The organism is Nocardia sp. alder85J (assembly GCF_020176955.2).
Classification (GTDB): Bacteria; Actinomycetota; Actinomycetes; order Mycobacteriales; family Mycobacteriaceae; genus Nocardia.
In genome coordinates this window covers 873,547-899,592 of the sequence record NZ_JAIUCZ020000001.1, presented here as the reverse complement: position 1 = coordinate 899,592, position 26,046 = coordinate 873,547, and the positions used below count along the sequence as shown (strand labels likewise).

Genomic DNA, 26,046 nt, shown 5'->3' with positions numbered 1-26,046 from the left:
GAGCTCCTCGCTACGCCGACGCACCGGCGCCGAGGAGTTTCGCGATCCGCTCGGGCGCGAAGAATTCTTCCCCGGTCATGCCGCCACCGATCATCGCGAAGAAGTCCTTGGCGTGATCGGCATTCGATCCGAGCGCCTGGAAAACTGCCAGCAACTGCGGCGTCAGTTCCAGGGTGGAGATCGAGGTGGTGAATTCGAAGCTCGAATGCGACTTCTCGTCGCGGACCCGCTGGTAGTCCGCCAGCGCCTCGGCCGGCGGCCGGTCGCCGGCCAGGCCCTCGTGCACGCGATCGGCGAGCAACTCCGCGTACTCGAAGGCGTCGGAGATGCCCAGTCCGGTCAGCGGATCCTTGTGGTAGCCCGCGTCACCCACCAGCGCCCAGCCGTCGCCGTGCGACTGCCGGTAGTAGTTGTCCAGGTAGCGCATCGGCTGGAACCGGTGCTCGCGGGTGCCCTTGGTGGTGAGTTCCTCGGCGAACTCGGGGACGATGTCGCGCGCGATGCTCACGAAGTTGCCCTCGACGTCGGCGCGGAAGTCCTGGTACGCGTCCAGCTTTCGCATCACGGCGACCAGCGTCAGATCGTCGTGGGTGGGCCAGATGCCGATCTGCTGCCGATCGCCGATGCGGCTGTGGAAGTCCTCGATCCCCAGCCCGCTGTAATACGTGTAGTAGACGAAACATTCGGCCGGCACCCGGGTGTAGATCTCGGCGCCGACGGCGTTCGCGACGACCGAGTTGGTGCCGTCCGCGCCGATCACGATGCGGGCCCGCTCTTCCCGGACCTCGCCGCCGGCCTGCGAGCCGCGGATGCCGACGACCGTGCCGTCCTCGATGATCAACTCGTGCACGGTGTAGCCCTCGCGCACCTCGGCGCCGGCCGCGCGAGCGCCCTCGAGCAGCAGCGGGTCCAGGACGGTCCGCCGCGGCGCGTAGGTGGCGTCGACCCCGCCGATGGCGTCGGCGAAGCCCGCGATCACGATGTCCTTGTAGGACACCGTCATCCGCTTGATCGCCGGCACGCCGGTGGCGACCAGCTCGTCGAGCAGGCCCCAGGCGGCGAGCCGGGCCAGGCCGCGCTGCTGGATGTAGTGGGTCGAGACGGTGTCGCTGGGGAAGGTCGCGCGGTCCACCACCAGCACCCGGTGTCCGCGCCTGGACAGCAGCATCCCGACCGGTGAACCCGCGCAGCGCGCACCTACCACGATCGCGTCATACATCCGGGCGCCTCCTAGGAAATCAATCACTTCTGCGGTCGATCGCTATGAAAGTGCGGTGGCCGGGATGCCGTATGTCCCGGCAACCACGCCGAAATCGAGTATATTGACGCGATCGCCCGAACCGGAACCGCAATTCTGAAATCCGATCGGACGACGACCGTAGGCAATGGCAGAGTATTTCAGAAACGGTAGTCCGGCCGAATGTCCGAGTTCAGCCGCCGTTCATCGCGGCGTACAACTGCCGTGCGGTAATCAATACATGCCGACAGGAAATGAACCGGCCTCGAAAATCGCCGCAGCGCAGGCTCGGTTGATGCAGACGGCCGGCGCGGGAATACCGGACTACGAACAGATCCGCCGGACGGTCGACACCCTGGTGCCGTTCGTCAATCTGGTGGGGGTGCGGATGACCGAATTGGGACCGGACTCGGCGGTGGCCGAGGTGCCGGCGCAACCGGACATGCTGAACCATCTCGGCACGGTGCACGCGGGCGCGCTGTTCCTCGCCGCCGAGGTCGCCTGCGCCGGAGCGTTCTCCGGCGCCATCGCACCCCGGATCCTGCATCTGCGCAGTTTCGTACTGCGCGATACCCGGGCCACCTTCCTCCGGGCCGGGCAGGGGCGCATCCGCGCCCACGGCACCGTCGCCTCCCCGGTGCTGGCCGAGGTGGTGGGGCGCCGGACCGAGGAGCAGTTCGAACTCACCGGCAAGGCCCTGCTGCGCGACGACACCGGAGCGCTGGTCGCGAAGGTGGACCTGGAGTACTTCTGCCGGCTCGCCGCCGCGTAGCGATCGGCCCGGGGCATCCCGGTCAACTCCGATAGAGGGCTTCGACGACGGCGTCGAAGTCCTCTTCGATCGCCTTGCGGCGCAGTCGAAGTGACGCGGTCATATGTCCCTGCTGCACGGAGAAGTCCGCGGGCAGGAGGGCGAACCGGCGAATCGACTCCGCCCGCGAGACCAACCGGTTGGCCGCCTCGACACCGGTCGCGATCTCCGCGACCAGGCGGGGATCCTCGGTCGGCACGCCGCCGGTCAGGTCGACCCCGTTGTCCGCGGCCCAGCGCTCCAGGACCGCCGGATCGAGGGTGATCAGCGCGGTCACGTACGAGCGGCCCTCGCCGACGACCATGCAGTTGCTGACCAAGGGGTGCAGGCGAACCCGGTCCTCCAGCGGTGCCGGCGCCACGTTCTTGCCGCCGCTGGTGACGATGATCTCCTTGCGCCGGCCGGTGATGGAGAGGAATCCGTCCTCGTCGAGCCGGCCCAGATCCCCGGTCGCCAGCCACTCGGTCGCCGCGTGCCCGCCGTCGGGCCAGTAGCCGGGGAAGACCTGCGCGCCGCGCACCAGGATCTCGCCGTCGCCGGCGATCGCGATCGTCGTGCCCGGCACCGGCCGGCCGACCGTGTCCGGCCGATTCGCCTTGGGAGCGCTCATGCTGACCGTCGAGGACGCCTCGGTCAGGCCGTACGCGCCGATGATCTCCACACCCAGACCGGCGAAGAAATCGGCGGTCGACGGTTCCAGCGATGCGCCACCGGCGATCACATGGTCGAGCCGGCCGCCGAGCATGGCGCGCAGCTGCCGATGGATGCCCGCGTCGGCGGCGACGCCCGCGGTGCTCGCCTCGCCGTGCCGCTCGGCGCGGCCGGCGGCGATCACCGCCGCCTCCGTCGCCTCGTATCCCGCGCCGCCGAGCGCCTGCCGCGCGGCCTTGCGAATCTTCTCCAGTACGTACGGAACACCGATCAGGAAGGTCGGCCGGAATACCGGCAGGGCGGCCGGCAACTCCGCGGGCGCGGCGACCAGCCCGGTGCGCACACCCGCCCAGACACAGCCGAACAGCGCGACCCGCCCGTACACGTGCGCCAGCGGCAGGAACATCAGGGTGGACGCGGGATCCTCCGGACTGCGCCGGAACACCGGATCCAGCAGCTCCACCACATTGGCCGCGGCGGCGAAGATATTGCGGTGGGTCAGCATGCAGCCCTTGGGCATTCCGGTGGTGCCGCTGGTGTAGACGAGGGTGGCGAGGTCGTCGGCCCGCACCGCCAGCCGCCGCCGCGTGATCTCGTCGTCGTCGACCGTGGCGCCCGCCGCGATCAGCTCCTCGAAGGACGCACCGAGCAGCCAGGACCGCTCACCCGCCGCGCCGACCAGTTCGCGCTGTTCGGCCGAGGCCACGAAACACGCCCGGGGCCGGGAGTCGGCCACGATGTGCCGCACCTGTTCGGCCGAGGACGTCGGGTAGACCGGGACGGTCACCGCGCCCAGGCTCAGCACGGCGAAGTCCGCCGCCGACCATTCCCAGCTCGTCGCACCGAGGATCAGTACCCGATCACCGGCGCCGATGCCGTTGGCGGCCAAGCCTTTCGCCAGACCGTGCACGATGGCGGCGAATCCCTCGCAGGTGAGGTCCCGCCAGCCGCCGGCGGTGAGCCGGCTGAACACGGCGGCGCCGGGGCGCGACGCGGCCGCCTCGTACACCACGTTCGCCAGGCCGTCGGTGTCGGCCATCGTCACCAGCGGCGGCACCCGGTATTCCTGCCGGATCATCATGCTCCCCCGGTCAGCGGGACGGGAATGTAGGTCGAGCAGCGCGACGGCAGCCGCACCCCGGCCGCGCGCAACTGGCCCACCCGCGACGCGAACGCCGTGCCGCGCATGATCTGCGCCGCGAGTTCGGTGACGTGCCGGTGGCCCGGCGCGGCGAGGTAGGTGCCGGCCACCCATTCGTTGAACGCGCCCATCGCCGGGCCGCACCAGATCTGGTAGTCCGCCGCGCGCTCGGGGGCCGCGGACATGGCCCAGCCCGAGGAACGGCCGAGGTACCAGCGGAAGATCAGCGCCATCCGCCGCTTCGGGTTGCCGGCGGCCCGCTCGATCTGCTCCGGATCGCGTGCGCTGAAGTACTGCACGCAGTCGGCCCACACCTCGTCGAAGCCGCGCTGGAGGATCCGCTGCTCGATCTCCGCGCGCTCGGCGGCGGGAATCGCGTCCACGCCGGAATAGGCGCGGTAGGTGTCGTACAGCCGCCGGGCCCGGCTCGCGAACATCGTGCCGCGTTGCAGAACCTGCACATCGACGCCGAGTTCGAACATGTCCGACGACGGCGCCATCACCGTGTCGGCGACCCCGGCCGCGGTCAGCAGCCGCTTGGCCGCCTCGGACTGCGCGGCCTCGACCGACGCGTGATTGATCGAGCCGGTGACCACGTACGCCGCGCCCATGGTGAACGCCGCCACCGCGGCGGCCGGGGTGCCGATGCCACCGGCGGCGCCGACCCGGACCCGGTGGGCGTAACCGCACTCCCGCCGGATCCGGTCGCGCAGCGCGAGCAGCGACGGCAGCAGCACCACCAGCGGGCGGCGGTCGGTGTGGCCGCCGGAGTCGGCCTCGCCGGTGATGTCGTCGGCCATCGGGATCGACGCGGCCAGTTCCGCCTGCTCGGCGGTGATCTCGCCCGCTTCGCGCAGCCCGCGCACCAGCGCCGCCGGGGCCGGTCGCAGGAAAAGCTCCGCGACCTCGCCACGAGAAACCTTGGCGATCAAGCGATTACGCGACACCACCCGGCCACTGGGGTCGCGGTGCAGTCCGGCCAGCCGGTACCGCACGATGTGCGGCGTCAGGTCCATGAACGCCGACGCCTCGACGCACCGGACCTCGTGCCGCAGGCAGGCCTCGACGATGGACCACTCCAGCGCGGGCTCGCTGGGACTGTGGATCACATTGCACGCGAACGGCTTTCCCGGCGCCTCCCGGCGGATCGTGGCCAGCGCGTCGTCGATCCGGGCGGGCAGCACACCACCGGCGCCGAACGAGGCCAGCAGCCCGGCGCGGGCCATCGCGGTCACCAGCGCGGCCGAGGCGATCCCGTTCGCCATCGCGCCGGCGTGATAGGCGTAGCGCACACCGTGCGCCTTGCGGAACTCACTGTCCCCCAATGCTTCCGGTCGCAGCGCGGGTGCCGAGGCGAGCACCCGGAGGCCGCGCGCGGCGTCCGGGTCGGTCGTGACCGCGACACCGCGATCGTCACGCACCACGAACACCGGCCGGTCCAGCACGGACAGCGCCTGATAGATGGAGTCGTCGTCCCTGGCCAGTACGGGTGAGGCAATGGGAATCGTCACGGTCTCAAGTCTTCGGCGAACCCGCAGGCAGGGTCAATACGGCGGATCGGTATCACCATCGCGCGATTCGGTTGCGTGATGGCCGGATCCGAGCGCGGGCCGGGGCCGCCCGCGCACGCCGCGGCCCCGCACCCGCGAGCGGACTCCCGGGTGCGGTGCCCTGGTGTGTCCGGAAGCTACTGCGCCGGTACCTGTGTCGGCTGCGCCGCAGCCGGCGCGGTGTCCGGACGGGGCTGGGTGTCGAGCGGTTTGGCCGACTCGATACAGCCGAGGAAGGACCGCACCAGCGGCCGGTTGTCGTCCGCGCGCCACACCGCGCACAGTTCGACGATGGGTACCGGATCGTGCAGTGCGACGGTGACGGTCTGCGCGTAACCCGGGTTGGCCGAGGCGAATCCGGCGTGCAGCGAGGAGGTGAACCCGACCACCGGCTTCACCGACACCATGATCCCCATCGCGTTCGGATCGTCGAGCAGATGATCGACGCTCAGCTTGATGCCGCTGCGCTCGGCCGCGATGAACAGCGCGTCGTACATCGCCGGACTCTGCTGCCGCTCGAAGAGGATGCAGGACTGACTGGCCAGTTCGCTGAACGAGGTACGGGACCGACGCGCCCAGCTGTGCCCGCGGCCGACGACCGCCACCAACGGCACCTGCAACAGCGGGCGGAACTGGAACGCGGCCGAGGCCGGGCGGCCGTACACCAGGGCGATGTCCAGGTCGCCGTCGGCCAGTGCGGTGAGCTGCGGGCCGGTCCGCTTGTCCACCAGGTTCACGTTGACGTTGGGTAGTATGGTGTTCATCCGGGCCAGTGCCGCGGGCAGAATCCGTTGTCCCGCAGGGAAGTTGTAGCCGATGCGGAGCACCCCGGCCCGGCCGAGCGCGACTTCGCGCACCGCCGTCCGGGCTTCTTCGGTCTGATTGATGATGGTCCGGGCATGCTCGCGCAACACCTCGCCGGCCGGGGTCAGGCCGACCTGATGTGAGGTGCGATCGACGAGACGAACGCCGAGGCTGCGTTCGAGTCGCTGAAGTTGCTGACTGAGTGAGGGTTGAGCCAGGTGCAGGCGTGCCGCGGCACGTCCGAAATGCAGTTCTTCCGCGACGGCGAGGAAGGATACCAACAGTCTGAATTCCATCGTCTGGTCCCGTCCGTGAGGTGAGATCAGCGTATCCGCTTCGACTAACCGACGGTGAACCCCGTTCGCGATCCGGTGGCGCGCAGGTATATATCTGCCGTAGGGAACCGGCTGTTCACCGGTCGTGAACCCGGCCCGGACAATTACGATTTCGCCATCGGCCATTGGCTCCCCGAATAGTGGCAGATCAGCCCGCACGACCGGCCTCCGAGCACCGGAAACCGTTTCGGCCCAGTTCATTTGCAGTACACGGATGAATGCTCGACTGACACGGTCCGCGGCCGCAGCGTATTTCGGCCGACCGCCCTGTCGAAGGTGAGTTCCGGTATGAGCCGTATCCGGTTGCACGGCGTGACGAAGCAATACGGCGATGTCACGGCGGTCGACGGAATCGATCTGGATATCACCGACGGCGAGTTCCTGGTTCTGCTCGGTCCCAGCGGATGTGGCAAATCCACCCTGCTGCGCATGATCGCGGGCCTGGTGGAGCCGAGCGCGGGCCGGTTGCTCATCGACGACCGGGATGTCACCGACGTCCCGCCCGGCGACCGCGATCTGGCGATGGTGTTCCAGAGTTACGCGCTGTACCCGCATCTGTCGGTGGCCCGCAACATCGGCTTCCCGCTGCGGGCCCGGCGCCGGGCGCGCGCGGACATCCAGCGCCGGGTGGAGGAGGTCGCGGCCGGCCTCGACCTCGCCGCGCTGCTGGACCGCAAACCACGCGAACTGTCCGGCGGGCAACGGCAGCGCGTCGCGCTCGGCCGCGCGCTGGTCCGCGATCCGGGCGCGTTCCTGATGGACGAGCCGCTGTCCAACCTGGACGCGCAGTTGCGCACCTCGACCCGGGCGAACCTGTCCGACCTGCACCGGCGGCTCGGCTGCACCTTCGTCTACGTCACCCACGATCAGATCGAGGCGCTGACCATGGCGACCCGCGTCGCGGTGCTCAACGGCGGCAAGCTGGAACAGGTCGGAGCGCCCGCGGAAGTGTACGACCGGCCCGCCTCGGTGTTCGTCGCCGGGTTCCTCGGCTCGCCGGCGATGAACCTGGTCGAGGCCACTGTCGACACCGCCGACGGCCGGCTGCGGGTCCGCGCTCCCGGTCTGGACCTGCCGCTGTGGCCCGGCGAGACACCCACGCGCGAGGTCGTTCTCGGGATCCGGCCCGAAAGCCTGGTCCGCGCCGACGCCACGACCGCGCCGATCCGGGCGACCGTGGAACTGGTCGAGAACATGGGCCACGAGGAGGTCGCCTACCTGGACGCCGGCGGCACCCGGCTGGCCCTGCGCGGGCCGCGGCCGCTGGGCCTGGCGCCCGGCGCGACCACCGGCCTGACCGTCCCGCTCGGCGCGATCCACCTCTTCGACGCCGCCACCGGCCGCCGGCTGGCCTGGCGCGACACCGCGCAAACGGCCCAGCCGGAGCCCGAATTCGATACTGCCCCAGCCTAATTGGATCACCTACACCCTGAGGAGTACCCCCGAGATGATCCGGCACTGGCCGGCCCGCGCCGCCGCGGCCGCCGCGACCCTGCTCACCCTCACCGCCTGTAGCGTGGGCGCGCCGTCGAGCGCCCCGAGCACCAGCGTGGCCACCGTTCCCGAACTGACCCCCGACCAGAAGGTCTCGATCACCTTCGAGAGCTACAACCTGTCCACCGCCGGTCCCTGGACCGACACGTTCAACGAGCTGCTGGACAACTTCCGCAAGCAGCACCCGAACATCGCCGTGACCGCGCAGAAGCCCGGCGGCGCCTCGGCCAACGGCGTCAACAACGCCATGAGCAGCCTCCAGACCGAGGTCGCCGGCGGCAACGCTCCCACCGTGGCCCAGGAGACCTTCGGCGACCTGGATTTCATGGTCGACAAGCTGCACGCGCACGCGCTCGACGATCTGGTCGGCAAGGACGCGGTGCAGGCCAATTTCGGTGGGGCGCACCCGTTCGCCGACACCGCGAAGACGCTCGGCGACTGGAAGGGCAAGACGTACGGGGTGCCCTTCGTCTTCTCCACCCCGGTGCTGTACTACAACGCCTCGATGTTCCGGGCGGCCGGGCTGGATCCCGCCGACCCGCCGGCCACCTGGGACCAGGTGAAGACCGCCGCGCAGGCGATCAAGAGCCACACCGGCAAGGACGGCGTCTACATCGACTGCCTCACCAAGGTTTCCGGTGACTGGTGCTACCAGGCGCTGGTCGCCTCCAACGGCGGCAGCGTGCTCTCCGGCGACGGCAGCACGCTGACCTTCGCCGACGCCCCCGCGGTCGAGGCCGTGGCGATGGCCCGCGATCTGGTCGGCTCGGGCGTGATGCCGCAGCTGACCCAGGTGCAGGCCTTCCCGCAGTTCGCCGCCGGCAATATCGGCATGTTCCTCGAAAGCAGCTCGCTGCAAGGCAATTTCGTCAAGGGCGCGGCCGACGGCCACTGGGATCTGGCCGCCGCGACCATGCCGAAGTTCGGCGACAAGCCCACCGCGCCGACCAATTCCGGTGCGGCGCTGTTCGTCACCGCGGGCGACCCGGCGCAGCAGCGGGCCGGCTGGGAGCTGATCAAGTACCTGACCAGCGACGAGGCGTACTCGATCATCGCCCGTAAGATCGGCTACCTGCCGCTGCGCACCGGGCTGGTCGACGATCCGAACAGCACCCTGGCCTCCTGGGTCGCCCAGAACCCGCTGGTGCGGCCGAATCTCGATCAGCTGAAGCGCCTGCACCCCTGGCTCGCCTTCCCCGGTGACAACTACGTGCAGATCCGCAACGGCATGCTGGAGGCGGTCGAGAAGTCGGTGTTCCAGAACGCCGATCCCGCCGCGACCCTGACCGCGGCCCAGCAGCAGGTCGCGGCGCTGATGCCGGCCAAGTGACTGCCACCGGATTCTTCGTGGAAGTGCCTGCGGTGCAGGCACTTCCGCAAGAGGGCCGGGCGCCTGCGGGACGCCCGGCCCGCCGGCGCCGGGTACTGCGCGCCGTCGCGCCGTACCTCTATCTGCTCCCGGCCCTGGCGTGCGTGATCTTCTGGACGTACCGGCCGCTGGTGCAGACCGTGCAGCTGTCCTTCTATCACTGGGACATGCTGCCCACCAGCCCCGCCGTACCGGCCGGGCCGGACAACTACCGCCGCCTGCTCAGCTCGCCACAGCTGGGCCGGAGTCTGTGGCTGACAGTCGTTTTCATCCTCGGCATGGTGCCGTTCACAGTGATCGTGCCGACGCTGGTGGGGCTGGCGACCCGGCGGTTGCGCGGCCGGACCGCCGGGCTGTACCGGGCGTTGCTGTTCGCGCCGATGCTGGTACCGCCGGTGGCCGGCGCGGTGGTGTGGCAGTGGCTGCTCGATCCCCGCTACGGCGCGATCGACCGGATGCTGGGCACCGATCTGAACTGGTTGCAGCAGACCGGCCCGGCGCAGCTGGCGATCATCGTGATCACCGGCTGGCACGTGCTCGGCTTCGCCGTCCTCATCGTGACCGCCGGCATCGCCGGGATCAACGACGACTACACCGAGGCCGCAGCCCTCGACGGCGCGAGCCGCAGCCAGACCACCCGCTGGATCCTGTTGCCGCTGTTGTCCCCCACGCTGCTGTTCCTGGCGCTGATGACGGTGCTGCTGTCCGCGCAGTGGTCGTTCCCGGTGATCGACAACCTGACCCAGGGCGGGCCGAGCGGGGCCACCACGAATATCTACTACTTCCTGTGGGAGACGGCGTTCCAGGGCTTCGCGGCCGGTAGCGCCGCGGCGGCCGGGGTGCTGTTCTTCCTCGGTTTCGGCGTGCTGGCGCTGGTGCTGGTGCGCCTGTCGGACCGGCTCGGCGTGCACGACAACTGAACCCGCGACATTCCGAAGGACGAGCCGACATGATCGAATCCCGGCGGCCGCGACGGGGATGGGCCGGGCACCTGGTGCTCGGCCTGCTCGGCGTCGCGTGCGTCTTCCCGATCTACTGGATGTATGCCACCTCGTTCCGGCGTCCCGCCGACGTGGGCGACGCCTCCCCGGTGCCGTGGCCGCTGTCGGTCCAGGGCTACCGGGACGCGGCGCACATCATCGACATCGGCGGATTGCTGCTGAACACTTTCGTGGTGGCCGGCCTCACCGCCGCGGGCCAGCTGCTGACCAGTCTGCTGGCCGCCTATGCGTTGACCCGCTGGCAGTTTCGCGGACGGCAGCTGGCCTATCTGCTGTTCGTCGGCACCTGGCTGGTGCCGTTCCAGGTGACGATGCTGCCCAACTACATCGTGATCGTGCAACTGGGCCTGCTCAACACGCTGGCCGGCGTGATCGTACCGACGCTGTGTTCGGCGGTCGGCATCATGATGCTGCGCCAGCACCTGCAGGCGTTCCCACGCGAACTGCTGGAGGCGGCCACGATGGACGGCCGGTCGTCGTGGGCCACGCTGTGGACGGTCGTGGTGCCGAATATTCGTGCCGCACTGGCCTCGCTGGCCATCCTGCTGTTCATCACCTCGTGGAACGAGTACTTCTGGCCGGCCATGGTGCTGCGGCGCAGCCGCTCGGTGATCCAGCTGGGGCTGGAGGGATTCTTCTCCCCGGAGGGCACCGACTGGTCGGCGCTGATGGCCGCGGCCGGCCTGGCCTGCCTGCCGGTGTTCGCGCTGTATCTGGTGTTGCAGCGGCAGATCGTCAGCGCGTTCGTCCGCTCCGGCATCCGCTGACCGCGCCGGTTGCCGCGGGCCCGGCCCCGCGGCAATCGGCGGCGTTTCAGCGCAGCGCCGCCACGACCGGCTCGCCGACCTGGAACACCGCGCTCGGGCGGGCCAGGTGGATCGGGCCCGCGAATTCCGCCGCGGCCTCGGTCAGCCGCGCCTTCAGCCAGTCCTCGTCGGTGGTCGGGAAATGGGTCAGCAGCAGCTGCCCGGCCCGAGCCGCCGCGGCCGCGCGGGCGGCGTCGGCGGCGCACAGATGCCCGTGCGCACCGGGATCGGACACCGCCAGCGTGGCCTCCGACACGAACAGGTCGATATCCGCCGCCAGCCGCACCAGCGCCTCGGTGGGCCCGGTATCGCCGGTGTAGGCCAGCGAGCCGCTCGGCGCGCAGATCCGGACGCCGCAATTGGGCTTGGCGTGCCGCAACTCCACGAATTCCAGCGTGCTGACACCGACGGCGGTGATGTCGTCGGGCTCGTACTCGTGCACCTCGAAGGCGCCGTCGAACACCCGGTCCAGCAGGGGCAGCGTGGTCGTGCTCAGCAGCGCCGACCAGCGTTCCAGCAGGGGGCCGGATCCGGCCGGCAGATACAGCGGCACCCGCGGCATCTCGTGCGGCCCCGGCCCGAACAACGACTCCACACCCGGGAACCCGGACAGCGCGACCGGCGCCAGCAGCGCCTTGCCCAGCGGCAACAGGTCGTACACGTGATCGATGTGCGTGTGACTGATCACGACCGCATCCAGGTCCGCGGGATCCATGACGGCCGACAGCGAGGTCGCGATACCCGGCCCGCAATCCAGCAGGATGCGACTGTCCCCGGTGTCCACCAGGTAGCCAGAACTTGGCTGCCCCTGCGCAGGCACGCCCGCTCGGCAGCCCAGCACTGTGATTTGCATCGTTGTCTCCGTTCCACGATTCCCCAGAAGACCCCGCATTCGCTCGCCTGGCGGGCATACGACACAGGGGGTCACGTCATCCTGAGCGATTCTTGGTGCTCACGGGACGGAAACAGTCCTGAGTGAAAATGTTCCACACACCCGATAGACAACGCCTATCGGACCGCTCGCCACCCGGACGGCTCGGTCCGGCGCGGCCGGCCCGCGGACCTCGGTATCGGCTCAGGTCCGTTGTGCGCGTACGAGATCGACGCGAACGAGCACAGCCCCGCGCGCGGTGATGCTCCAGCCGAACCGCTCCGCCCGGCCGGCTCGGCAGGGCAATGGAACACTGTCGAGCCGGCCGCCGGGTAGGCGCGTTGCGCCGCTGGATCAGCCGAGCCGGGCGGTGAGGAAGCGGGCGAGTTCGGCGGGCCGGTCGTCGAGGTAGAAGTGGCGGCCCGGGAAGGTGGTCAGCTCGAACTCGCCGGTGGTGTGGCCGCGCCAGCGCTGGGCCTGCTCCGCGGTGACGGTGGGATCGTCGTCGCCCAGCAGCACGGAGACGGTGCAGCGCAACGGTTCTCCCGGGCGGTGGACGTAGGTCTCCACGGCCCGGTAGTCGTCGCGGACCGCGGGCAGTACCAGTTCGGCGAGGCCGGGTTCGGTGCGCAGGATCTCCACCGAGGCGGGATCGTCGGCCAGCCTGGCCAATTCGTCGATCAGATCGGAGTCGCTGCCGCGGTGCAGGTCACCGGTGTAGGGCGCGTCCGGGGCGATACGGCCGGAGGCGAACAGGTGGGTTACCGTGCGGCCCTGCGCTTCCAGCCGCCGGGCGGTCTCGAAGGCGAGGGTGGCGCCCATGCTGTGGCCGAACAGGGCCAGCGGGGCGGGTGGCCAGGTGCGGAGGTCCGCGGTGATCGCCTCGGCGGTGGCGGCGAGATCCGGCAGCGCCGGCTCGCCCAGGCGGTCCTGGCGGCCCGGATACTGCACGGCGAAAACAGCGGTGCCGGAGTCGAATTCCCGTGCCAGCGCCCGGAAGGCGCCGACGGACCCACCACCGGGCGGGAAGCAGACCAGCACCGCGCGTGGCTGCGCCGGCGCCCGCAGTTGCCGCAGCCACACGGTTCCACCGATGTGCGCCACCATGATTCACACTCCTTCCGCACCGGTCCCCCCGACGGTGACCCTAGCGGCAGCGCCGCGCGGGCTCAGCGCAGCACGCGGATGGCCCGGGCGAGTTCGGCGCCGGTGAGCAGTGACGTGGTCGGCGCGAGCAGCCACAACAGCGCCACCCCCTGGAAGATCGTGAAGTAGAACTTCGCCACGGCGCGCGCATCGTCCTCGGCCAGGTCCGGGAACGACTCCCGCAGGGTGATCGCCAGGTCCGCGCACGCGTGTTCGGTGGCCTCGGCCATCATGAGCTGCGTTTCGGGAGTTCGAGCGGTGACCATGCCGTTCTCCATGGCCAGGGCCAGCTGATCGCGGTTCTTCGCCAGGATGGCGACCAGTCCGTCCATGGTCGGCACCACCGATTCCGCCGGGCTGCGGCCCGCCGCGCCCTGCCGGATCGCCGCCTCGAAATCGTCGCCGATCCCGGTTCCCATCACCTCCAGCACCGCCTCGGTGATGAGCCGGTCCTTGGAGCCGAAGTGGTAGCCGATGGCGGCGAGGCTCACTCCGGCGGCAGTGGCGATGTCGCGCGCGGTCACCTTGGCCAGTCCGCGCTCGAGGATGGCCTTGCGGGCGCCCGCCAGCAGATCTTCACGGTTTCCCATGCCCGCCACCCTATCAGCGTATTAGACGTTTGTTCTAGACAGGTGTGCCAGACCGTGTTACACATATGTCTAAGACGTTCGAACCAAACAAAGGAACGACATCATGAGCACCACCCACGTCCTGATCTCCGGTGGCGGCATCGCAGGCAATGCCGTTGCGCTGCAACTGCTCCGGGCCGGCGTCCAGGTCACCGTCGTCGAGCGGGCCGAGGCGCCGCGGCCGGGCGGGCAAGCGGTCGATCTGCGCGGGCCCAGCAAGGAGGCAGCCGAGCGGATGGGCCTGCTGGAGGGCATACGGCGCTACCAACTGCGAGAATTCGGCATGGCCTATGTCGACGGGGCCGGTCGCGAATACGCCCGGATGTCGATGGAGGACTTCGACGGCACCGGCCCCGTCGCCGAGATCGAGATCACCCGGGGCGATCTGAACCAGGTACTGCTGGACGAGGTGGCGAAGGCCGGTGGCCAGCCGGACTACCGCTACGGCGACTGGATCGAGGACATCCGCCAGGACGCCGCGGGCGTGGACGTCACCTTCGCCTCCGGTCGCATCGGCCGCTTCGATCTCGTCGTCGGCGCCGACGGCGTGCACTCGGCCACCCGCCGCATCGCCTTCGGCCCGGAGGAGCAGTTCACCACCTTCCTGCACGGCTACTGCGCCTTCTTCACCATGCCCACCCCCGCCGGGATCGAACCCGGCTGGATGACGATGCGCACGGTCCCCAGCGCGGCGGTGGCGATCCGGCCCGACCACGATCCCGCCACCTCGAAGGCCATCCTCACGCTGCGCACCCCGGAGAATCCCGCGCTGCGCCGGGACGTCGCGGCGCAGAAGCAGCTCATCCGCGACATGCTGGGCCGGGCCGAATGGCATGCCCCGGCGGTGCTGGCCACGATGGACCAGACCACCGATTTCTACTTCGACTCACTGACCCGGGTGGACATGCCGTCGCTGTCCGCCGGCCGGGTGGTACTGCTCGGCGACGCCGGCTACTGCGGATCGCCGATGACCGGAATGGGCACCGCGATGGCGATCGTCGGGGCCTACCTCCTCGCCGGTGAGATCGCCACCACCCCGGACGATCTCGCCGGTGCGCTGCGCCGGTACGAGCAGCGGGTGACACCGTTCCTGACCACGGCCAAGGAGCTGCCCGGCGGCGGCATCAAGATGATGCTGCCGACCTCCCGATTCGTCACCGCGCTCGGGCGATTCAACATGCGCGTGCTGACCTCACCGCTGATGCTCCCGCTGACCCGGAAGATCTTCATGCCCAAGGACGACGGCTTCACCCTGCCGGTCTACTGAGCCGCCGGGGCGTGGGCTTCCCAGCCCGGTCACGAATCCGCTCGCAACGTCCTACCAGCCGCGGATCCGCCCCACGCCGGCTCGATCGCGAATCCACCGCAGCACCCCGCTCGGTCTCGGGTACGCCCGCAATGCCCGGCTCGGTCACGGATGCGCTCGCGGCGGTGGTCCCGGTCGCGGGGGCGCCGGGGCCGCGGGCCTAAGCTGTCGGTGTGCGGCAGAAGATCATCCTGGATGTCGACACCGGCATCGACGATTCCCTCGCTCTGCTCTACCTGCTCGCCGACGACGACGCCGAGGTCGTGGGCATCGCGTCGACCGCGGGCAATGTCCCCGCGCCTCAGGTGGCGGCCAACAACCTGGCGTTGCTGGATCTGTGCCGGGCGCCCGGGATCGAGGTGACGCTCGGCGCCGAGACGCCGCTGGCGATCCCGTTGCGCACCACCGAGGACACGCACGGACCGCAGGGCATCGGCTACGCGGAATTCCCGCCGTCACGACGCCCGCTGTCACCGCGCACGGCCGCGCGGATGTGGGTGGATCTGGTCCGGGAGCATCCCGGCGAGATCATCGGCCTGTGCACCGGCCCGCTCACCAATCTGGCGCTCGCGCTGCGGATCGAGCCGCAACTGCCGCTGCTGCTGAAGCGGCTGGTGGTGATGGGCGGCGCGTTCAACCATCCGGGCAACACCACGCCCACCAACGAATGGAACGTGCACGTCGATCCGGAGGCGTGGAAGGAGGTCTTCGACGCATTCGGTGCGGCGCACGCCCATCCGCGGCCGCTGGTGTGCGCACTCGACGTCACCGAGACCATCGAGATGTTCCCCGCGCACCTGACCAGGCTCGCCGACGTCGCGGAAAGCCTGCCCGCCGCGGAGGTTTCGGAGACCGATTCGCCGGGAGCGCGGTCCAAGGCGAGCAATCCGATCGTGCGGTTCCTGACCGACGCGATCCGTTTCTACTTCGAATTCCACCAGCAGTACGACCAGGGCTACCTCGCCCACATGCACGACCCGTTCGCCGCCGCGCTGGCGCTCGACCCGGGACTGGCCGTCACCCGCCCCGCCACCGTCGACGTGGAACTGACCGGCACCCTGACCCGCGCCACCACGGTCGCCGACTGGGCGGGCATGTGGGGCCGGGAACCCAACGCGGACATCGTGATCGGCACCGACCCGGCCGTCTTCTTCGAGCGGCTGATCACCCGGGTCGGCGAATTCGCCCGCCGCACCTATCCGCCTGGGCAGTAGGAGGTCGCGGATGCACGGCGCCGAACCCGGGTATGTCGCGGACTTTCAGCGCCGCGTCGGCCTGCCCGCAATCATCGACGTCCACACGCATTTCATGCCGGAGCCGGTGATGCGGAAGGTGTGGGCGTACTTCGACGCCGCCGGGCCGATGACCGCGCGGCCGTGGCCGATCACCTACCGCGAGGGTGAAGCGCAACGGCTACAGACGTTGCGCGACTTCGGTGTCCGCGCCTTCACCGCCCTGGTGTACGCGCACCGGCCGGGCATGGCGGCCTGGCTGAACGACTGGACCGCCGAATTCGCCGCCGCCACCCCCGACTGCCTGCACACCGCCACCTTCTACCCCGAACCCGGCGCCGCCGAATACGTCGCGGCCGCCCTCGCCGCCGGCGCCAGGGTGTTCAAGGTGCACATCCAGGTCGGCGACTTCTCACCGACGGACCCGCTGCTCACCGACGTCTGGGCCCTGCTCGCCGACACCGGCACCCCGGTGGTGATCCACTGCGGTTCCGGCCCGGTACCCGGCCGCTTCACCGGCCCCGAGCCGATCGCCGAACTGCTCCAACGCTTCCCGGCACTCCGACTGATCATCGCGCACCTCGGCGCCCCGGAATACACCGCCTTCTTCGACCTCGCCGACCGGCACGACCGGCTACGGCTGGACACCACCATGACATTCACCGACTTCTTCGACACCATCGACGCCTTCCCGCCGGACGCCCTCCCCCGCCTCACCGACCTCGGCGACCGCATCCTGTTCGGCAGCGATTTCCCGAACATCCCCTATCGGTACGGCCACGCCCTGTACGCCCTGGAGCGCCTGGACCTGGGCGACAACTGGCTGCGCGCCGTCTGCCACGACAACGCGGCCCGGCTGTTCGGTATCAGGTAGCCCCTCGGCTGCGGGTCGTGGTGCCGATCACGTGACGGTGCCGTCGGCTCGGGCTCTCCAGGGCAGGGTCCGGGCCTCGGCGGTCCCGAGTTTCGTCGATCCGACGACAGCCCCGTGTCGCAGCGACGGATCGTGGCGGCGCATCAGCCACATCGCCTCGTCGCGGTCCCGGGTCATGTCGAACCCCTAACCGTCGAAGGCCCGCAGGATTTGCTCGGCGGCCAGCGCCGGGGTCAGCGAACCGTCCCGGACCTGGTTCTCCACCTGGGGGCGAACGGCTTTCACCGCCGGATTGTCGGCCAGGCGGCGCAGCAGTTGGTCGTGCACCATCGTCCAGGTCCAGTCGACCTGCTGGCGGCGGCGCTTTTCGGCGAACTCTCCCGCTTCGGTGAGTACCCGCCGGTGCTGCAACACCGTGTCCCAGAAGGCGTCCAGGCCGATGCCGTTGAGGCCGCTCATGGTGAGCACCGGGGGCCGCCACAGGCTCTCGCGCGGATGGATCAGCCGCATCGCGCCCTGGAGTTCGCGCGCGGCCGCCTTCGCCTCGATCTCGTGCCGGCCGTCGGCCTTGTTGACCGCGACCAGATCCGCGAGTTCCAGCACGCCTTTCTTGATGCCCTGCAACTGATCTCCGGTGCGCGCCAGGGTCAGGAAGCAGAAGACGTCCACCATGTTGGCGACCGTCACCTCCGACTGGCCGACGCCGACGGTCTCGATCAGGATCACGTCGTATCCGGCGGCCTCCAGCAGCACCACCGTCTCACGGGTCGCCTTCGCCACCCCGCCGAGCGTGCCGGCGGTCGGCGACGGCCGGATGAAAGCATTGCGCTCCACCGACAAGCGCGCCATCCGTGTCTTGTCACCGAGGATCGATCCACCGGTGCGGGTCGACGACGGATCGACGGCCAGCACCGCCACCTTGTGCCCCTGCCCGATCAGGTACATGCCGAGCGCGTCGATGAACGTCGACTTGCCCACTCCGGGAACCCCGGTGATGCCCACCCGATTCGATTCCGCCGCACCGGGATCCGGGCCCAGCTGCAACAGCAACCGCTGCGCCAGCTCCCGATGATCCCCGCGGGTCGACTCGACCAGCGTGATGGCCCGAGCCAGTGCGGGCCGTTCACCCTTGCGCACCGATTCGGCCAGCGCCTCGACATCGATCACCCGGCGCCCGGCCCCGGCCCGGCCTACCCCGGACCCCGCCACCGACGCCCCCACGCCCGCAACCGAACCCAGCCGGGGATGCCCCGCAGGCGTCCACTCGGCACGAATCCCGGCCACACCACCAGTCACCGGTTCGCCGCTGAGCGCCGAACCGCTCCCGGCCGCCGGGTCGCCGCCATGTCCCGCACCGCCACCGAGGACCGCGCGACTGCCGGTGCCAGGAATCCGGCCGCTACCAGGCACCGCACCGCCATCGGCCACCGGACCACCGCCGCTCGCCGAATCATCACCGGACACGACAACATGGCTACCAGCACCAGGAGCTCGGTTGCTGCCGGCCGCCGCACCGCCACCGGCCGGCGAACGGCTGTCGCTCGCGGAATCATCGCCGGACGCCACATCGCTGTCAGCACCAGGAGCTCGGCTACTGCCAGGCTCAGCACGGCCACCTGCGGCCGGACCGCTGCCCGTCGCGGGTGGTACCGAATCCGTGGTGACCACGGATTCGGGCCTCCGGGCGGATTCGGAGGCCGTTGTCGGAGCTGGATCGAACCGGGTCGCGGGTGCGAGCGACGCGCTGTCGCCGCGCGGTGTGCCCGAGGGGTCGGGCACACCGGTGGCCGGTGTGCCCTCGCTCATTCGGCTCCGGCGGAATCGTCGGTGCCCGTGCCGATCTCGTGGCCGAGGTCGGCGGCGAGCTTGCGCAGCAGGTCGATCGCCGCGTCGGCGATGACCGTGCCGGGCGGGAAGATCGCCGCGGCGCCGGCGGCGTACAGCTCGTCGAAGTCGCCGGGCGGGATGACGCCGCCGACGATGACCATGATGTCCGGGCGCCCGACCTCGGCCAGGGCCTGCCGCAGTGCGGGCACCAGCGTGAGGTGGCCGGCCGCCAGCGACGACACACCGACGATGTGCACGTCGTTGTCGGCCGCCTGCTGCGCCACCTCGTCCGGGGTCTGGAACAGCGGGCCCACGTCGACATCCATGCCGAGGTCGGCGAAGGCGGTCGCGATCACCTTCTGGCCGCGGTCGTGGCCGTCCTGGCCCATCTTTGCGACCAGGATGCGGGGGCGACGGCCCTCGGCCTCGGCGAACTCCTCCACCAGGGCGATGGCCTTGCTGATGTTGGTCACCTTGCCGGCCTCCTCGCGGTAGACGCCCGAGAGCGTGCGGATCTCGGCCTGATGCCGTCCGTACACCTTCTCCAGCGCATCGGAGATCTCACCGACCGTGGCCTTCGCGCGGGCGGCGTCGATGGCCAGGGCCAGCAGGTTGTTCTCCATGCCGCCGTCGGAAGAAGCTGCGGCCCGGGTCAGTTCGGCCAGGGCCCGCTCGACCTCGGCCGCATCGCGCTCGGTCCGCAGCCGGATCAGCTTCTCGCCCTGCTCGGCCCGGACCCGGGTGTTGTCGACCTTCAGCACCTCGATCGGGGTGTCCTCGTCGACCTGGTACTTGTTGACGCCGATCACCGGCTGCTGGCCGGTATCGATCCGCGCCTGGGTGCGGGCGGCGGCCTCCTCGATGCGCAGCTTCGGGATGCCCTCCGAAATCGCCTGTGCCATACCGCCGTGCGCCTCCACCTCGGCGATGTGGGCGCGAGCCCGCTCGGCCAGCTGGTGGGTCAGCCACTCGACGTAGTACGAACCGCCCCAGGGGTCGATCGGGCGGGTGGTGCCCGACTCCTGCTGCAACAGCAACTGCGTGTTGCGGGCGATGCGGGCGGAGAAGTCGGTGGGCAGCGCCAGCGCCTCGTCGAGGGCGTTGGTGTGCAGCGACTGGGTGTGGCCCTGGGTGGCGGCCATCGCCTCCACACAGGTGCGGGCCACGTTGTTGAAGACGTCCTGCGCCGTCAGCGACCACCCCGAGGTCTGCGAATGGGTCCGCAGCGAGCGCGATTTCGCGTTCTTCGGCTCGAACTGCGCGACCAGCTCACTCCACAGCAGCCGGCCCGCCCGCAGCTTCGCGACCTCCATGAAGAAGTTCATGCCGATCGCCCAGAAGAACGACAGCCGCGGCGCGAACTGGTCGATCGCCATGCCCGCGTCGAGTCCGGCGCGCAGGTATTCCACACCGTCGGCGAGGGTGTAGGCCAGCTCCAGATCGGCCGTCGCACCGGCCTCCTGGATGTGGTACCCGGAGATCGAGATCGAGTTGAACTTCGGCATCTTCGCGCTGGTGTAGGCGAAGATGTCCGAGATGATCCGCATCGACGGCTTCGGCGGATAGATGTAGGTGTTGCGGACCATGAACTCTTTCAGAATGTCGTTCTGAATGGTTCCGGCCAGCTGTTCCGGCTTGACGCCCTGCTCCTCGGCGGCCACCACATACAGCGCCAGGATCGGCAGCACGGCGCCGTTCATGGTCATCGAGACCGAGACCTGGTCCAGCGGAATGCTGTCGAACAGCTCGCGCATGTCCAGGATCGAGTCGATCGCGACACCGGCCATGCCGACGTCACCGGTCACCCGGGGGTGGTCGGAGTCGTAACCGCGGTGGGTGGCCAGGTCGAACGCGACCGACAGGCCCTTCTGACCGGCGGCCAGGTTGCGGCGGTAGAAGGCGTTCGAGTCGGCGGCGGTGGAGAAGCCGGCGTACTGCCGGATGGTCCACGGCTGGTTGACGTACATGGTCGGATACGGCCCGCGCACGAACGGCGCCACACCCGGCACGCTGTCGAGCGGATACCCCTCGGCCACGATGGCGTCGCGGTCGGCCCGGGTGAACACCGGCGGCACGTCGATACCCTCGGGCGTCGACCACACCAACTGCTCCGGCGTGTAGCCGGTGGCCGTCGCGGTGTCCGCCACGAACGAATCCACCTGTACGGCAGTGACATCCGTCGCGGGCACGGCGCCCAGCGGCACCTCGGCGAAACTGCCGATCACATGTTCGATCTCGCTCATGTCTATGCTCCCAGCTTTTCCAGCAGGCCGGACAGTGCCGCCACCGCGTCGATGCGGGCCGTGAGGAATCCGTCCGGCCGTTGCGCGCCGGTCAGATCGGCCACCGCCTTCTCCGGACCCGCGAGCAGCACCGTGGTGACCCCGGCCGCGCGCAGTTGGTCGACCGCCGCGGCGGCGTCGGTGCCGTACCGGGCATCCGAACTGCACAGCACGGCCACCGTCACCCCGGCCGCGGTAGCCGCGGCGCCGATCGCGGCCCCGGTCAGCGGGCCCGGGTTGACCGCCTCGATACCACCGGAGGCCAGCAGGTTTCCGGTCCAGGTGACCCGCACGTTGTGCTCGGCGACGGTGCCCAGCGGAACCAGCAGCGCCTGCGGGCGGCTGTCGTGCCCGGCCAGATACACATCCGAACGGTCGCGCAGCGCCTCGAACGCGGCGCTGTAGCGGGCCACCGGACTCGGCACCCGGGCCGCCTCGGACAACGGCTTCTCACCGAGGTCGGGGAATTCGTTGACGCCGGTGACGGCCGTCTTGCGGTGCGCCACATCGGATTCGCGCTGCGCCCGCAGCGCCGCGACCCGGTCCGCGAGCAGGCCGGAATCCAGGGCCGCGGTGTAGCCGCCCGCCGCCTCCAGCTCCTGCAGGAAGGCCCAGGCCCGCTCCGCGAGCGCCTCGGTGAGGCTCTCGACGTACCAGGAACCGGCGCCCGGATCCTGCACATGCCCCAGATGCGACTCCTCGAGCAGCAGCAGCTGGGTGTTGCGTGCCATGCGCTGCGAGAATGCCTGCGACACACCGAGTTCCCCGGCGGGCAGAGCGGAGTCGAACGGCTGCACCGTCACCAGGTCGGCGCCACCGACACCGGCGCCGAAAGCGGCCAGGGTGGTGCGCAGCAGGTTCACCCAGGGATCACGCTGGGTCGTCATCGCCGCGGAGGTCACCGCGTGCTGCGGGGCGTTGCCGAAATCCGGCGCGCCCAGCTCCTGCGCGACGCGCGACCACAGCCGGCGACCGGCCCGGAACTTCGCGATCGTCGCGAACTGATCGTCGGTGGCGGCGAACCGGAACACCAACTGCCCCAGCGCATCCGCGATGTCGACCCCCGCGCCGGTGAGCGCACGCAGGTAGTCCAGCCCGGCGGCGATCGCGGCACCCAGTTCCTGGGCATCGGACGCGCCGGCGTTGTGCAGGGCGACACCGCACACGGTGATCGCGCGGACCGTCTCCGGCCGCGCGATCGCCTGCTTCGCCAGGTCGACCGCGGTGTCCAGATCGGCGTGCGTGGTCCCGTTGAACCGACTGGTCAGTGGGGTGACGCCGAGGGCGACCTGCACATCGGCCGGTTCGGCGACCCGAGTCTCGTCGAGGATCGCGAACACCTGCGCGGCGGCGGCCGCGGCATCCGCACCCGCGTCCAGCGACAGCGGGGCCAGATCGAACAACACTCCGCGCAGGGCGGCCGGGATGTCGGCCACCGGCACCCCGCGCTCACCGGCGCCCAGCCACACCGTGCTCACGCCGTTGTCCAGCGCCGAGAGGATCTCGGCGTTCACGGCCGCGGCGTCGGCGCCGCCGAACCGCTGCGCCACCTGCCAGCCGCGCAGCACGTCTCGGGTCGCGTCGCCGCCGCGGACGAACGGGAACCGGCCCGGCAACGCCTGCTCGGGCAGTTCGTCGCGGCGGGTGTACAGCGGCGCGACCGTCAGCCCGTCGTAGGTGGTGACGTCCAGCAACCGCTCCGGCTCGGCGGGGAGTTCCGACACCTCGACCCTGCGAGCCTTCGCCAGTACTCCGGCCACACCCTTACGCCAGGCGGCGTACTCGGGAACCGGATCCGCACTCGGATCTGACGCAATCGCCATCGCTCGCGTACCTCATTCCACTAAAGTTCGACACTTCAGCTCTACCGGATACCGTGGCTCACACTCAAACTTCGCATCGGATTCGCACGCTTGTGTGCGGATCGTTCGCAGTCGAAGCCGCAGGTCCGGTGGCCCGGACCCGGCTGCGGCCCATGCCCCCGATGCTAGCCCGCAGCAGTGTCGAACGGTTCTGCCGCGATGGACTCGCACACGTTGCAAAGTTGCACCCGAGGTCACGTCGCGTGTCGGAGATCACCCGCGCGGCGCCTCGCATCGGCCCGCCGGTCCCGCACACCCGCCCCGGAGGGCATGGCCGCGGTCCGAGGCGGTGGCCGAGCAGTTCGGGGTGCGTGACCGGCTCCGATGATCCGCGGCCCGGCCGAGCCCGGTAACCTGGCGCGGTGCTGAGCAAGTTCCGTGATCCGCGCACCCTGCTGGTGCTGGCGGTGGCCGTGGCGCTGGTCGCGGTCGCGCTGCTGGCGCCGCATCCGGCCCCGCAGCAGATCAGGGACTGGGCGCACGCGGCCGGACCACTGTTCCCGCTGGTCTTCCTGCTGGTGCACACGATCATCACCATCGCGCCCTTCCCGCGCACGGTGTTCACGCTCAGCGCGGGGCTGTTGTTCGGGCCCGTGCTCGGGGTGACCGTGGCCGTCGTCGCCACCACGATCAGCGCGGTGCTGGCGTTGCTGCTGGTGCGGGCGCTGGACCGGGATCAGGTGGCGGCCCGGCTGACTCATCCCGCGGTGCGCGCGGTGGACCGGCGGCTGGCACGCCGTGGCTGGCTCGCGGTCGGTTCCCTGCGCCTGATCGCACCCGTGCCGTTCTCGGTGATCAACTACTGCGCGGGGCTGTCCTCGGTGCGGATGCTCCCCTACGTCCTCGCCACGGTGATCGGCATCGTGCCGGGCACCGTCGGCGTGGTGGTGCTGGGCGACGCGCTGACCGGGCGGACCGATCCCGCGCTGCTGGTGTTGTCGGGAGTGTGCATCGCGATCGGGGTGATCGGGCTGATCGTCGATGCGCGCTGGCGGGTCGACACGGTCGCCGCCGAACCGGCACCGGCCGAATCCGAGCCCGCGCCGACGCAGCCCTAGAGCCCGATACCCGCCCGCAGCCGGGCGTCGAGCGCCTCGGACTCGTCGGCGGTGAGCGCGCCGACCGGGCCGCTGAGCCAGGGCCGGTACACCGGATGCAGTTCGAGGGCGTTCGCCCAGCCGTGCTCGGTGCGAGTGGCCAGCAGATGACCGGGATCGGTATCCGACAAGGGCACCACGTGCAGCCAGCGATAGGGCGAGTCCAGCACCGAGGCGTCGGACACCACGACCACCGCGCGCTGCCGGGGCAGTGCCTCGCCGTCCGGTCGGGTCGGCGCGCAGTTCCAGATCTCACCGCGCAGCATGCGCTGCTCCTCTGCCATCGGCGCCGGTCCGCCGTCAGTGCTCGTCGTAGGCGAATCGGGCCTGTTCGGCCACGGCCGCCGCCGAGGTCAGCGCATCGTCCTCCGGCACGATGGGCATGTGGGCGAGGCTCTCACGGACCAGATCGCGGCGCACGGCCTCGTTGATCACCGCCGACACCGACCGGCCCTCGGCCGCTGCCGCCCTGGTCACCCACTCGTAGACCGTCGCGTCCAGGCTCACCGTCAGCCGCGTCGTCTTCCCCATGCGCCGACAATACGGCCGGGCGGGTCAATTCTCGGGCAACCCGAGCCCGCGAGCCAGCGTCGGCCAGGACTTCTTCAACTCGTCCTGCCAGTACCCCCAGGAATGGGTGCCGGTCGGCTGGAAGTCGTAGGTGGCGGGGATGCCGAGCTGGGTCAGCCGGGTCTGCAAATTGTGTGCGCAGTAGTCGGTGGCGGTCTCCAGCACCCCGCCCACGGCGACCTGATTGGCCAGTCCGCCCGGGCCCGGCAGGCCGTAGGGATTGTTCAGGGTGTCGTACCGGCCCGGTGCGCCGGAGCCGTTGGAGATGAACAGATTCAGCCCGCGCAACTGGTCGGCGTGCACATACGGATCGTTGGCCGCCCACATCGGATCGGTCTGCGGGCCGTACATGTTGTCCGGATCGCCGCCGCCGTCGGCGAGCACCAGGGTCACGAAATCGTGCCCGACATGGTCGCTGATCTGGGCACAGCCGGACAGCGACGCCACCGAGCGGTACAGTCCCGGCGCCGCGATCGGCAGTTGCAGCACCGAGGTCCCCGACATCGAGACCCCCGCGATCGCGTTCACGCCGGTGGCGCCCAGCGACCGGTCGATCAGCGGCGGTAGTTCCTCGGTGAGGAAGGTCTTCCACCTGTTCACGCCCAGTTTCGGATCCGGTGCACGCCAGTCCGTGTAGTAGCTCCACTGGCCGCCGATCGGCTCGACGACGTTGACGTGCGTGCCGCCGAGGAAGCCCAGGGCATCGGTGCGGGCGTTCCAGGTCGCGGTGTCCTCACCGCCGCCGGCGCCGTTGAGCAGGTACAGCGTCGGCGCGGGCGCGGAGGTGTCGGCGGGCCGCTGCACGAAGACCTCGATGTCCTTGTTCATCGCCGCGGAGAACACCTGGAGGGTGAGGCCACCGCCGTCGGCAGCCTGCACACTGTCGATGCGGGAGCCGTCGGCCGAGGTCCCGGCAGGCGGCAGCGTCGCCGGATCGGCGGCCGCGGAACCGGTGACGACCGGCGCCACGGCGAGTACGACCGCCAGGGACACCGACACCGCCAGGCTTGCTCGTGATCTCGACAGGCGCACGCCGTAACTCCTTCGGGAACAGTTGCTTTTCACACATCGACAACGACAGCGGCTACGCTGCCCGACCCGGGTAAGGCAATACTGGCGTGCGGCTGGGGAATTGCTGAGAGCCCGTCCGA

At 70.0% G+C, this 26,046-nt stretch carries 23 protein-coding genes; 9 read left to right on the top strand and 14 right to left on the bottom strand.

What is annotated here, in order from left to right; all coding sequences use genetic code 11:
* Positions 1-10: 10 nt before the first annotated feature.
* Complete coding sequence (locus LBW94_RS04235; protein WP_225061159.1) at positions 11-1,219, bottom strand: NAD(P)/FAD-dependent oxidoreductase; 1,209 nt, start codon at positions 1,217-1,219, stop codon at positions 11-13.
* A 313-nt stretch (positions 1,220-1,532) separates the two neighbouring features.
* On the opposite strand from LBW94_RS04235, the gene LBW94_RS04230 reads away from it, so the two are divergent.
* Positions 1,533-2,009, top strand: coding sequence for a PaaI family thioesterase (locus LBW94_RS04230; RefSeq protein WP_225061158.1), 477 nt, complete (start codon positions 1,533-1,535; stop codon positions 2,007-2,009).
* 22 nt (positions 2,010-2,031) lie between these two features.
* On the opposite strand, the gene LBW94_RS04225 is transcribed toward LBW94_RS04230, so the two are convergent.
* From LBW94_RS04225 to LBW94_RS04215, 3 genes are all read right to left on the bottom strand, one after another.
* Complete coding sequence (locus tag LBW94_RS04225) at positions 2,032-3,780, bottom strand: AMP-dependent synthetase/ligase (RefSeq protein ID WP_323137791.1); 1,749 nt, start codon at positions 3,778-3,780, stop codon at positions 2,032-2,034.
* The gene (locus LBW94_RS04220) at positions 3,777-5,351 is read right to left on the bottom strand and encodes a PfaD family polyunsaturated fatty acid/polyketide biosynthesis protein (protein ID WP_225061157.1); all 1,575 of its coding nucleotides are present in this window, start codon (positions 5,349-5,351) and stop codon (positions 3,777-3,779) included. The genes LBW94_RS04225 and LBW94_RS04220 overlap by 4 nt, the downstream gene beginning before the upstream one ends.
* A 176-nt stretch (positions 5,352-5,527) precedes the next feature.
* On the bottom strand, positions 5,528-6,655 hold the full coding sequence (locus LBW94_RS04215; RefSeq protein ID WP_225061156.1) for a LysR family transcriptional regulator: 1,128 nt from the start codon (positions 6,653-6,655) through the stop codon (positions 5,528-5,530).
* A 162-nt stretch (positions 6,656-6,817) separates the two neighbouring features.
* On the opposite strand from LBW94_RS04215, the gene LBW94_RS04210 reads away from it, so the two are divergent.
* Genes LBW94_RS04210 through LBW94_RS04195 form a run of 4 tightly spaced genes read left to right on the top strand, consistent with a single transcriptional unit; the run spans position 6,818 to position 11,160 of the window.
* Positions 6,818-7,942 carry an ABC transporter ATP-binding protein gene (locus LBW94_RS04210; protein ID WP_225061155.1) on the top strand — a complete coding sequence of 375 codons (1,125 nt, stop codon included), beginning with the start codon at positions 6,818-6,820 and terminating at the stop codon, positions 7,940-7,942.
* 34 nt (positions 7,943-7,976) lie between these two features.
* On the top strand, positions 7,977-9,353 hold the full coding sequence (locus tag LBW94_RS04205) for an ABC transporter substrate-binding protein (protein ID WP_225061154.1): 1,377 nt from the start codon (positions 7,977-7,979) through the stop codon (positions 9,351-9,353).
* On the top strand, positions 9,350-10,312 hold the full coding sequence (locus LBW94_RS04200) for a carbohydrate ABC transporter permease (protein WP_225061153.1): 963 nt from the start codon (positions 9,350-9,352) through the stop codon (positions 10,310-10,312). The genes LBW94_RS04205 and LBW94_RS04200 overlap by 4 nt, the downstream gene beginning before the upstream one ends.
* Positions 10,313-10,341: 29 nt before the next feature.
* Positions 10,342-11,160, top strand: a complete 819-nt coding sequence (locus LBW94_RS04195) for a carbohydrate ABC transporter permease (RefSeq protein ID WP_225061152.1) — start codon at positions 10,342-10,344, stop codon at positions 11,158-11,160.
* Positions 11,161-11,206: 46 nt separating this feature from the next.
* Here the strand turns inward: LBW94_RS04195 and LBW94_RS04190 are convergent, their stop codons facing one another.
* The 3 genes from LBW94_RS04190 to LBW94_RS04180 form a co-directional block, all read right to left on the bottom strand.
* Positions 11,207-12,052, bottom strand: coding sequence for an MBL fold metallo-hydrolase (locus LBW94_RS04190; RefSeq protein WP_225061151.1), 846 nt, complete (start codon positions 12,050-12,052; stop codon positions 11,207-11,209).
* Between the two features lie 372 nt (positions 12,053-12,424).
* Positions 12,425-13,177, bottom strand: a complete 753-nt coding sequence (locus LBW94_RS04185) for a thioesterase II family protein (protein WP_225061150.1) — start codon at positions 13,175-13,177, stop codon at positions 12,425-12,427.
* A gap of 62 nt (positions 13,178-13,239) precedes the next feature.
* A complete protein-coding gene (locus LBW94_RS04180) occupies positions 13,240-13,806 on the bottom strand; it encodes a TetR/AcrR family transcriptional regulator (protein ID WP_225061149.1) in 567 nt (188 codons plus the stop codon).
* 103 nt (positions 13,807-13,909) lie between these two features.
* On the opposite strand from LBW94_RS04180, the gene LBW94_RS04175 reads away from it, so the two are divergent.
* From LBW94_RS04175 to LBW94_RS04165, 3 genes are all read left to right on the top strand, one after another.
* A complete protein-coding gene (locus LBW94_RS04175) occupies positions 13,910-15,112 on the top strand; it encodes an FAD-dependent monooxygenase (RefSeq protein ID WP_225061148.1) in 1,203 nt (400 codons plus the stop codon).
* A gap of 212 nt (positions 15,113-15,324) precedes the next feature.
* On the top strand, positions 15,325-16,365 hold the full coding sequence (locus LBW94_RS04170) for a nucleoside hydrolase (protein WP_225061147.1): 1,041 nt from the start codon (positions 15,325-15,327) through the stop codon (positions 16,363-16,365).
* Between the two features lie 10 nt (positions 16,366-16,375).
* On the top strand, positions 16,376-17,257 hold the full coding sequence (locus tag LBW94_RS04165; RefSeq protein ID WP_225061146.1) for an amidohydrolase family protein: 882 nt from the start codon (positions 16,376-16,378) through the stop codon (positions 17,255-17,257).
* Between the two features lie 27 nt (positions 17,258-17,284).
* Here the strand turns inward: LBW94_RS04165 and LBW94_RS04160 are convergent, their stop codons facing one another.
* From LBW94_RS04160 to LBW94_RS04145, 4 genes are all read right to left on the bottom strand, one after another.
* Positions 17,285-17,434 (bottom strand): hypothetical protein, encoded by a 150-nt coding sequence (locus tag LBW94_RS04160; RefSeq protein ID WP_225061145.1) that lies wholly within the window; start codon positions 17,432-17,434, stop codon positions 17,285-17,287.
* Between the two features lie 9 nt (positions 17,435-17,443).
* Complete coding sequence (gene meaB / locus LBW94_RS04155) at positions 17,444-18,466, bottom strand: methylmalonyl Co-A mutase-associated GTPase MeaB (RefSeq protein WP_225061170.1); 1,023 nt, start codon at positions 18,464-18,466, stop codon at positions 17,444-17,446.
* Between the two features lie 593 nt (positions 18,467-19,059).
* Positions 19,060-21,327 (bottom strand): methylmalonyl-CoA mutase, encoded by a 2,268-nt coding sequence (gene scpA, locus LBW94_RS04150; protein WP_225061144.1) that lies wholly within the window; start codon positions 21,325-21,327, stop codon positions 19,060-19,062.
* A gap of 2 nt (positions 21,328-21,329) precedes the next feature.
* Complete coding sequence (locus tag LBW94_RS04145; RefSeq protein WP_225061143.1) at positions 21,330-23,189, bottom strand: methylmalonyl-CoA mutase family protein; 1,860 nt, start codon at positions 23,187-23,189, stop codon at positions 21,330-21,332.
* 401 nt (positions 23,190-23,590) lie between these two features.
* Between LBW94_RS04145 and LBW94_RS04140 the strand changes: the two genes are divergently transcribed.
* On the top strand, positions 23,591-24,286 hold the full coding sequence (locus LBW94_RS04140) for a TVP38/TMEM64 family protein (RefSeq protein WP_225061142.1): 696 nt from the start codon (positions 23,591-23,593) through the stop codon (positions 24,284-24,286).
* Here LBW94_RS04140 and LBW94_RS04135 read toward each other — a convergent pair.
* Genes LBW94_RS04135 through LBW94_RS04125 form a run of 3 tightly spaced genes read right to left on the bottom strand, consistent with a single transcriptional unit; the run spans position 24,283 to position 25,927 of the window.
* Complete coding sequence (locus LBW94_RS04135; protein ID WP_225061141.1) at positions 24,283-24,609, bottom strand: hypothetical protein; 327 nt, start codon at positions 24,607-24,609, stop codon at positions 24,283-24,285. The two genes, LBW94_RS04140 and LBW94_RS04135, sit on opposite strands and share 4 nt — an antisense overlap.
* Positions 24,610-24,625: 16 nt before the next feature.
* A complete protein-coding gene (locus LBW94_RS04130; protein WP_225061140.1) occupies positions 24,626-24,856 on the bottom strand; it encodes a CopG family transcriptional regulator in 231 nt (76 codons plus the stop codon).
* 24 nt (positions 24,857-24,880) lie between these two features.
* Complete coding sequence (locus LBW94_RS04125; protein WP_225061139.1) at positions 24,881-25,927, bottom strand: alpha/beta hydrolase; 1,047 nt, start codon at positions 25,925-25,927, stop codon at positions 24,881-24,883.
* Positions 25,928-26,046: the final 119 nt, after the last annotated feature.

What these genes read in the sequence shown, in the direction of transcription:
- LBW94_RS04195 (WP_225061152.1), top strand. Translation starts at nt 10,342, where the DNA reads ATGATCGAATCCCGGCGGCCGCGACGGGGATGGGCCGGGCACCTGGTG.
- LBW94_RS04130 (WP_225061140.1), bottom strand. Translation starts at nt 24,856, where the DNA reads ATGGGGAAGACGACGCGGCTGACGGTGAGCCTGGACGCGACGGTCTAC.
- LBW94_RS04165 (WP_225061146.1), top strand. Translation starts at nt 16,376, where the DNA reads ATGCACGGCGCCGAACCCGGGTATGTCGCGGACTTTCAGCGCCGCGTC.
- LBW94_RS04230 (WP_225061158.1), top strand. Translation starts at nt 1,533, where the DNA reads ATGCAGACGGCCGGCGCGGGAATACCGGACTACGAACAGATCCGCCGG.
- LBW94_RS04180 (WP_225061149.1), bottom strand. Translation starts at nt 13,806, where the DNA reads ATGGGAAACCGTGAAGATCTGCTGGCGGGCGCCCGCAAGGCCATCCTC.
- LBW94_RS04205 (WP_225061154.1), top strand. Translation starts at nt 7,977, where the DNA reads ATGATCCGGCACTGGCCGGCCCGCGCCGCCGCGGCCGCCGCGACCCTG.
- LBW94_RS04235 (WP_225061159.1), bottom strand. Translation starts at nt 1,219, where the DNA reads ATGTATGACGCGATCGTGGTAGGTGCGCGCTGCGCGGGTTCACCGGTC.
- LBW94_RS04135 (WP_225061141.1), bottom strand. Translation starts at nt 24,609, where the DNA reads ATGGCAGAGGAGCAGCGCATGCTGCGCGGTGAGATCTGGAACTGCGCG.
- LBW94_RS04160 (WP_225061145.1), bottom strand. Translation starts at nt 17,434, where the DNA reads ATGACCCGGGACCGCGACGAGGCGATGTGGCTGATGCGCCGCCACGAT.
- LBW94_RS04190 (WP_225061151.1), bottom strand. Translation starts at nt 12,052, where the DNA reads ATGCAAATCACAGTGCTGGGCTGCCGAGCGGGCGTGCCTGCGCAGGGG.
- LBW94_RS04210 (WP_225061155.1), top strand. Translation starts at nt 6,818, where the DNA reads ATGAGCCGTATCCGGTTGCACGGCGTGACGAAGCAATACGGCGATGTC.
- LBW94_RS04215 (WP_225061156.1), bottom strand. Translation starts at nt 6,655, where the DNA reads ATGGCCGATGGCGAAATCGTAATTGTCCGGGCCGGGTTCACGACCGGT.
- LBW94_RS04145 (WP_225061143.1), bottom strand. Translation starts at nt 23,189, where the DNA reads ATGGCGATTGCGTCAGATCCGAGTGCGGATCCGGTTCCCGAGTACGCC.
- scpA (WP_225061144.1), bottom strand. Translation starts at nt 21,327, where the DNA reads ATGAGCGAGATCGAACATGTGATCGGCAGTTTCGCCGAGGTGCCGCTG.
- LBW94_RS04185 (WP_225061150.1), bottom strand. Translation starts at nt 13,177, where the DNA reads ATGGTGGCGCACATCGGTGGAACCGTGTGGCTGCGGCAACTGCGGGCG.
- LBW94_RS04175 (WP_225061148.1), top strand. Translation starts at nt 13,910, where the DNA reads ATGAGCACCACCCACGTCCTGATCTCCGGTGGCGGCATCGCAGGCAAT.
- LBW94_RS04225 (WP_323137791.1), bottom strand. Translation starts at nt 3,780, where the DNA reads ATGATGATCCGGCAGGAATACCGGGTGCCGCCGCTGGTGACGATGGCC.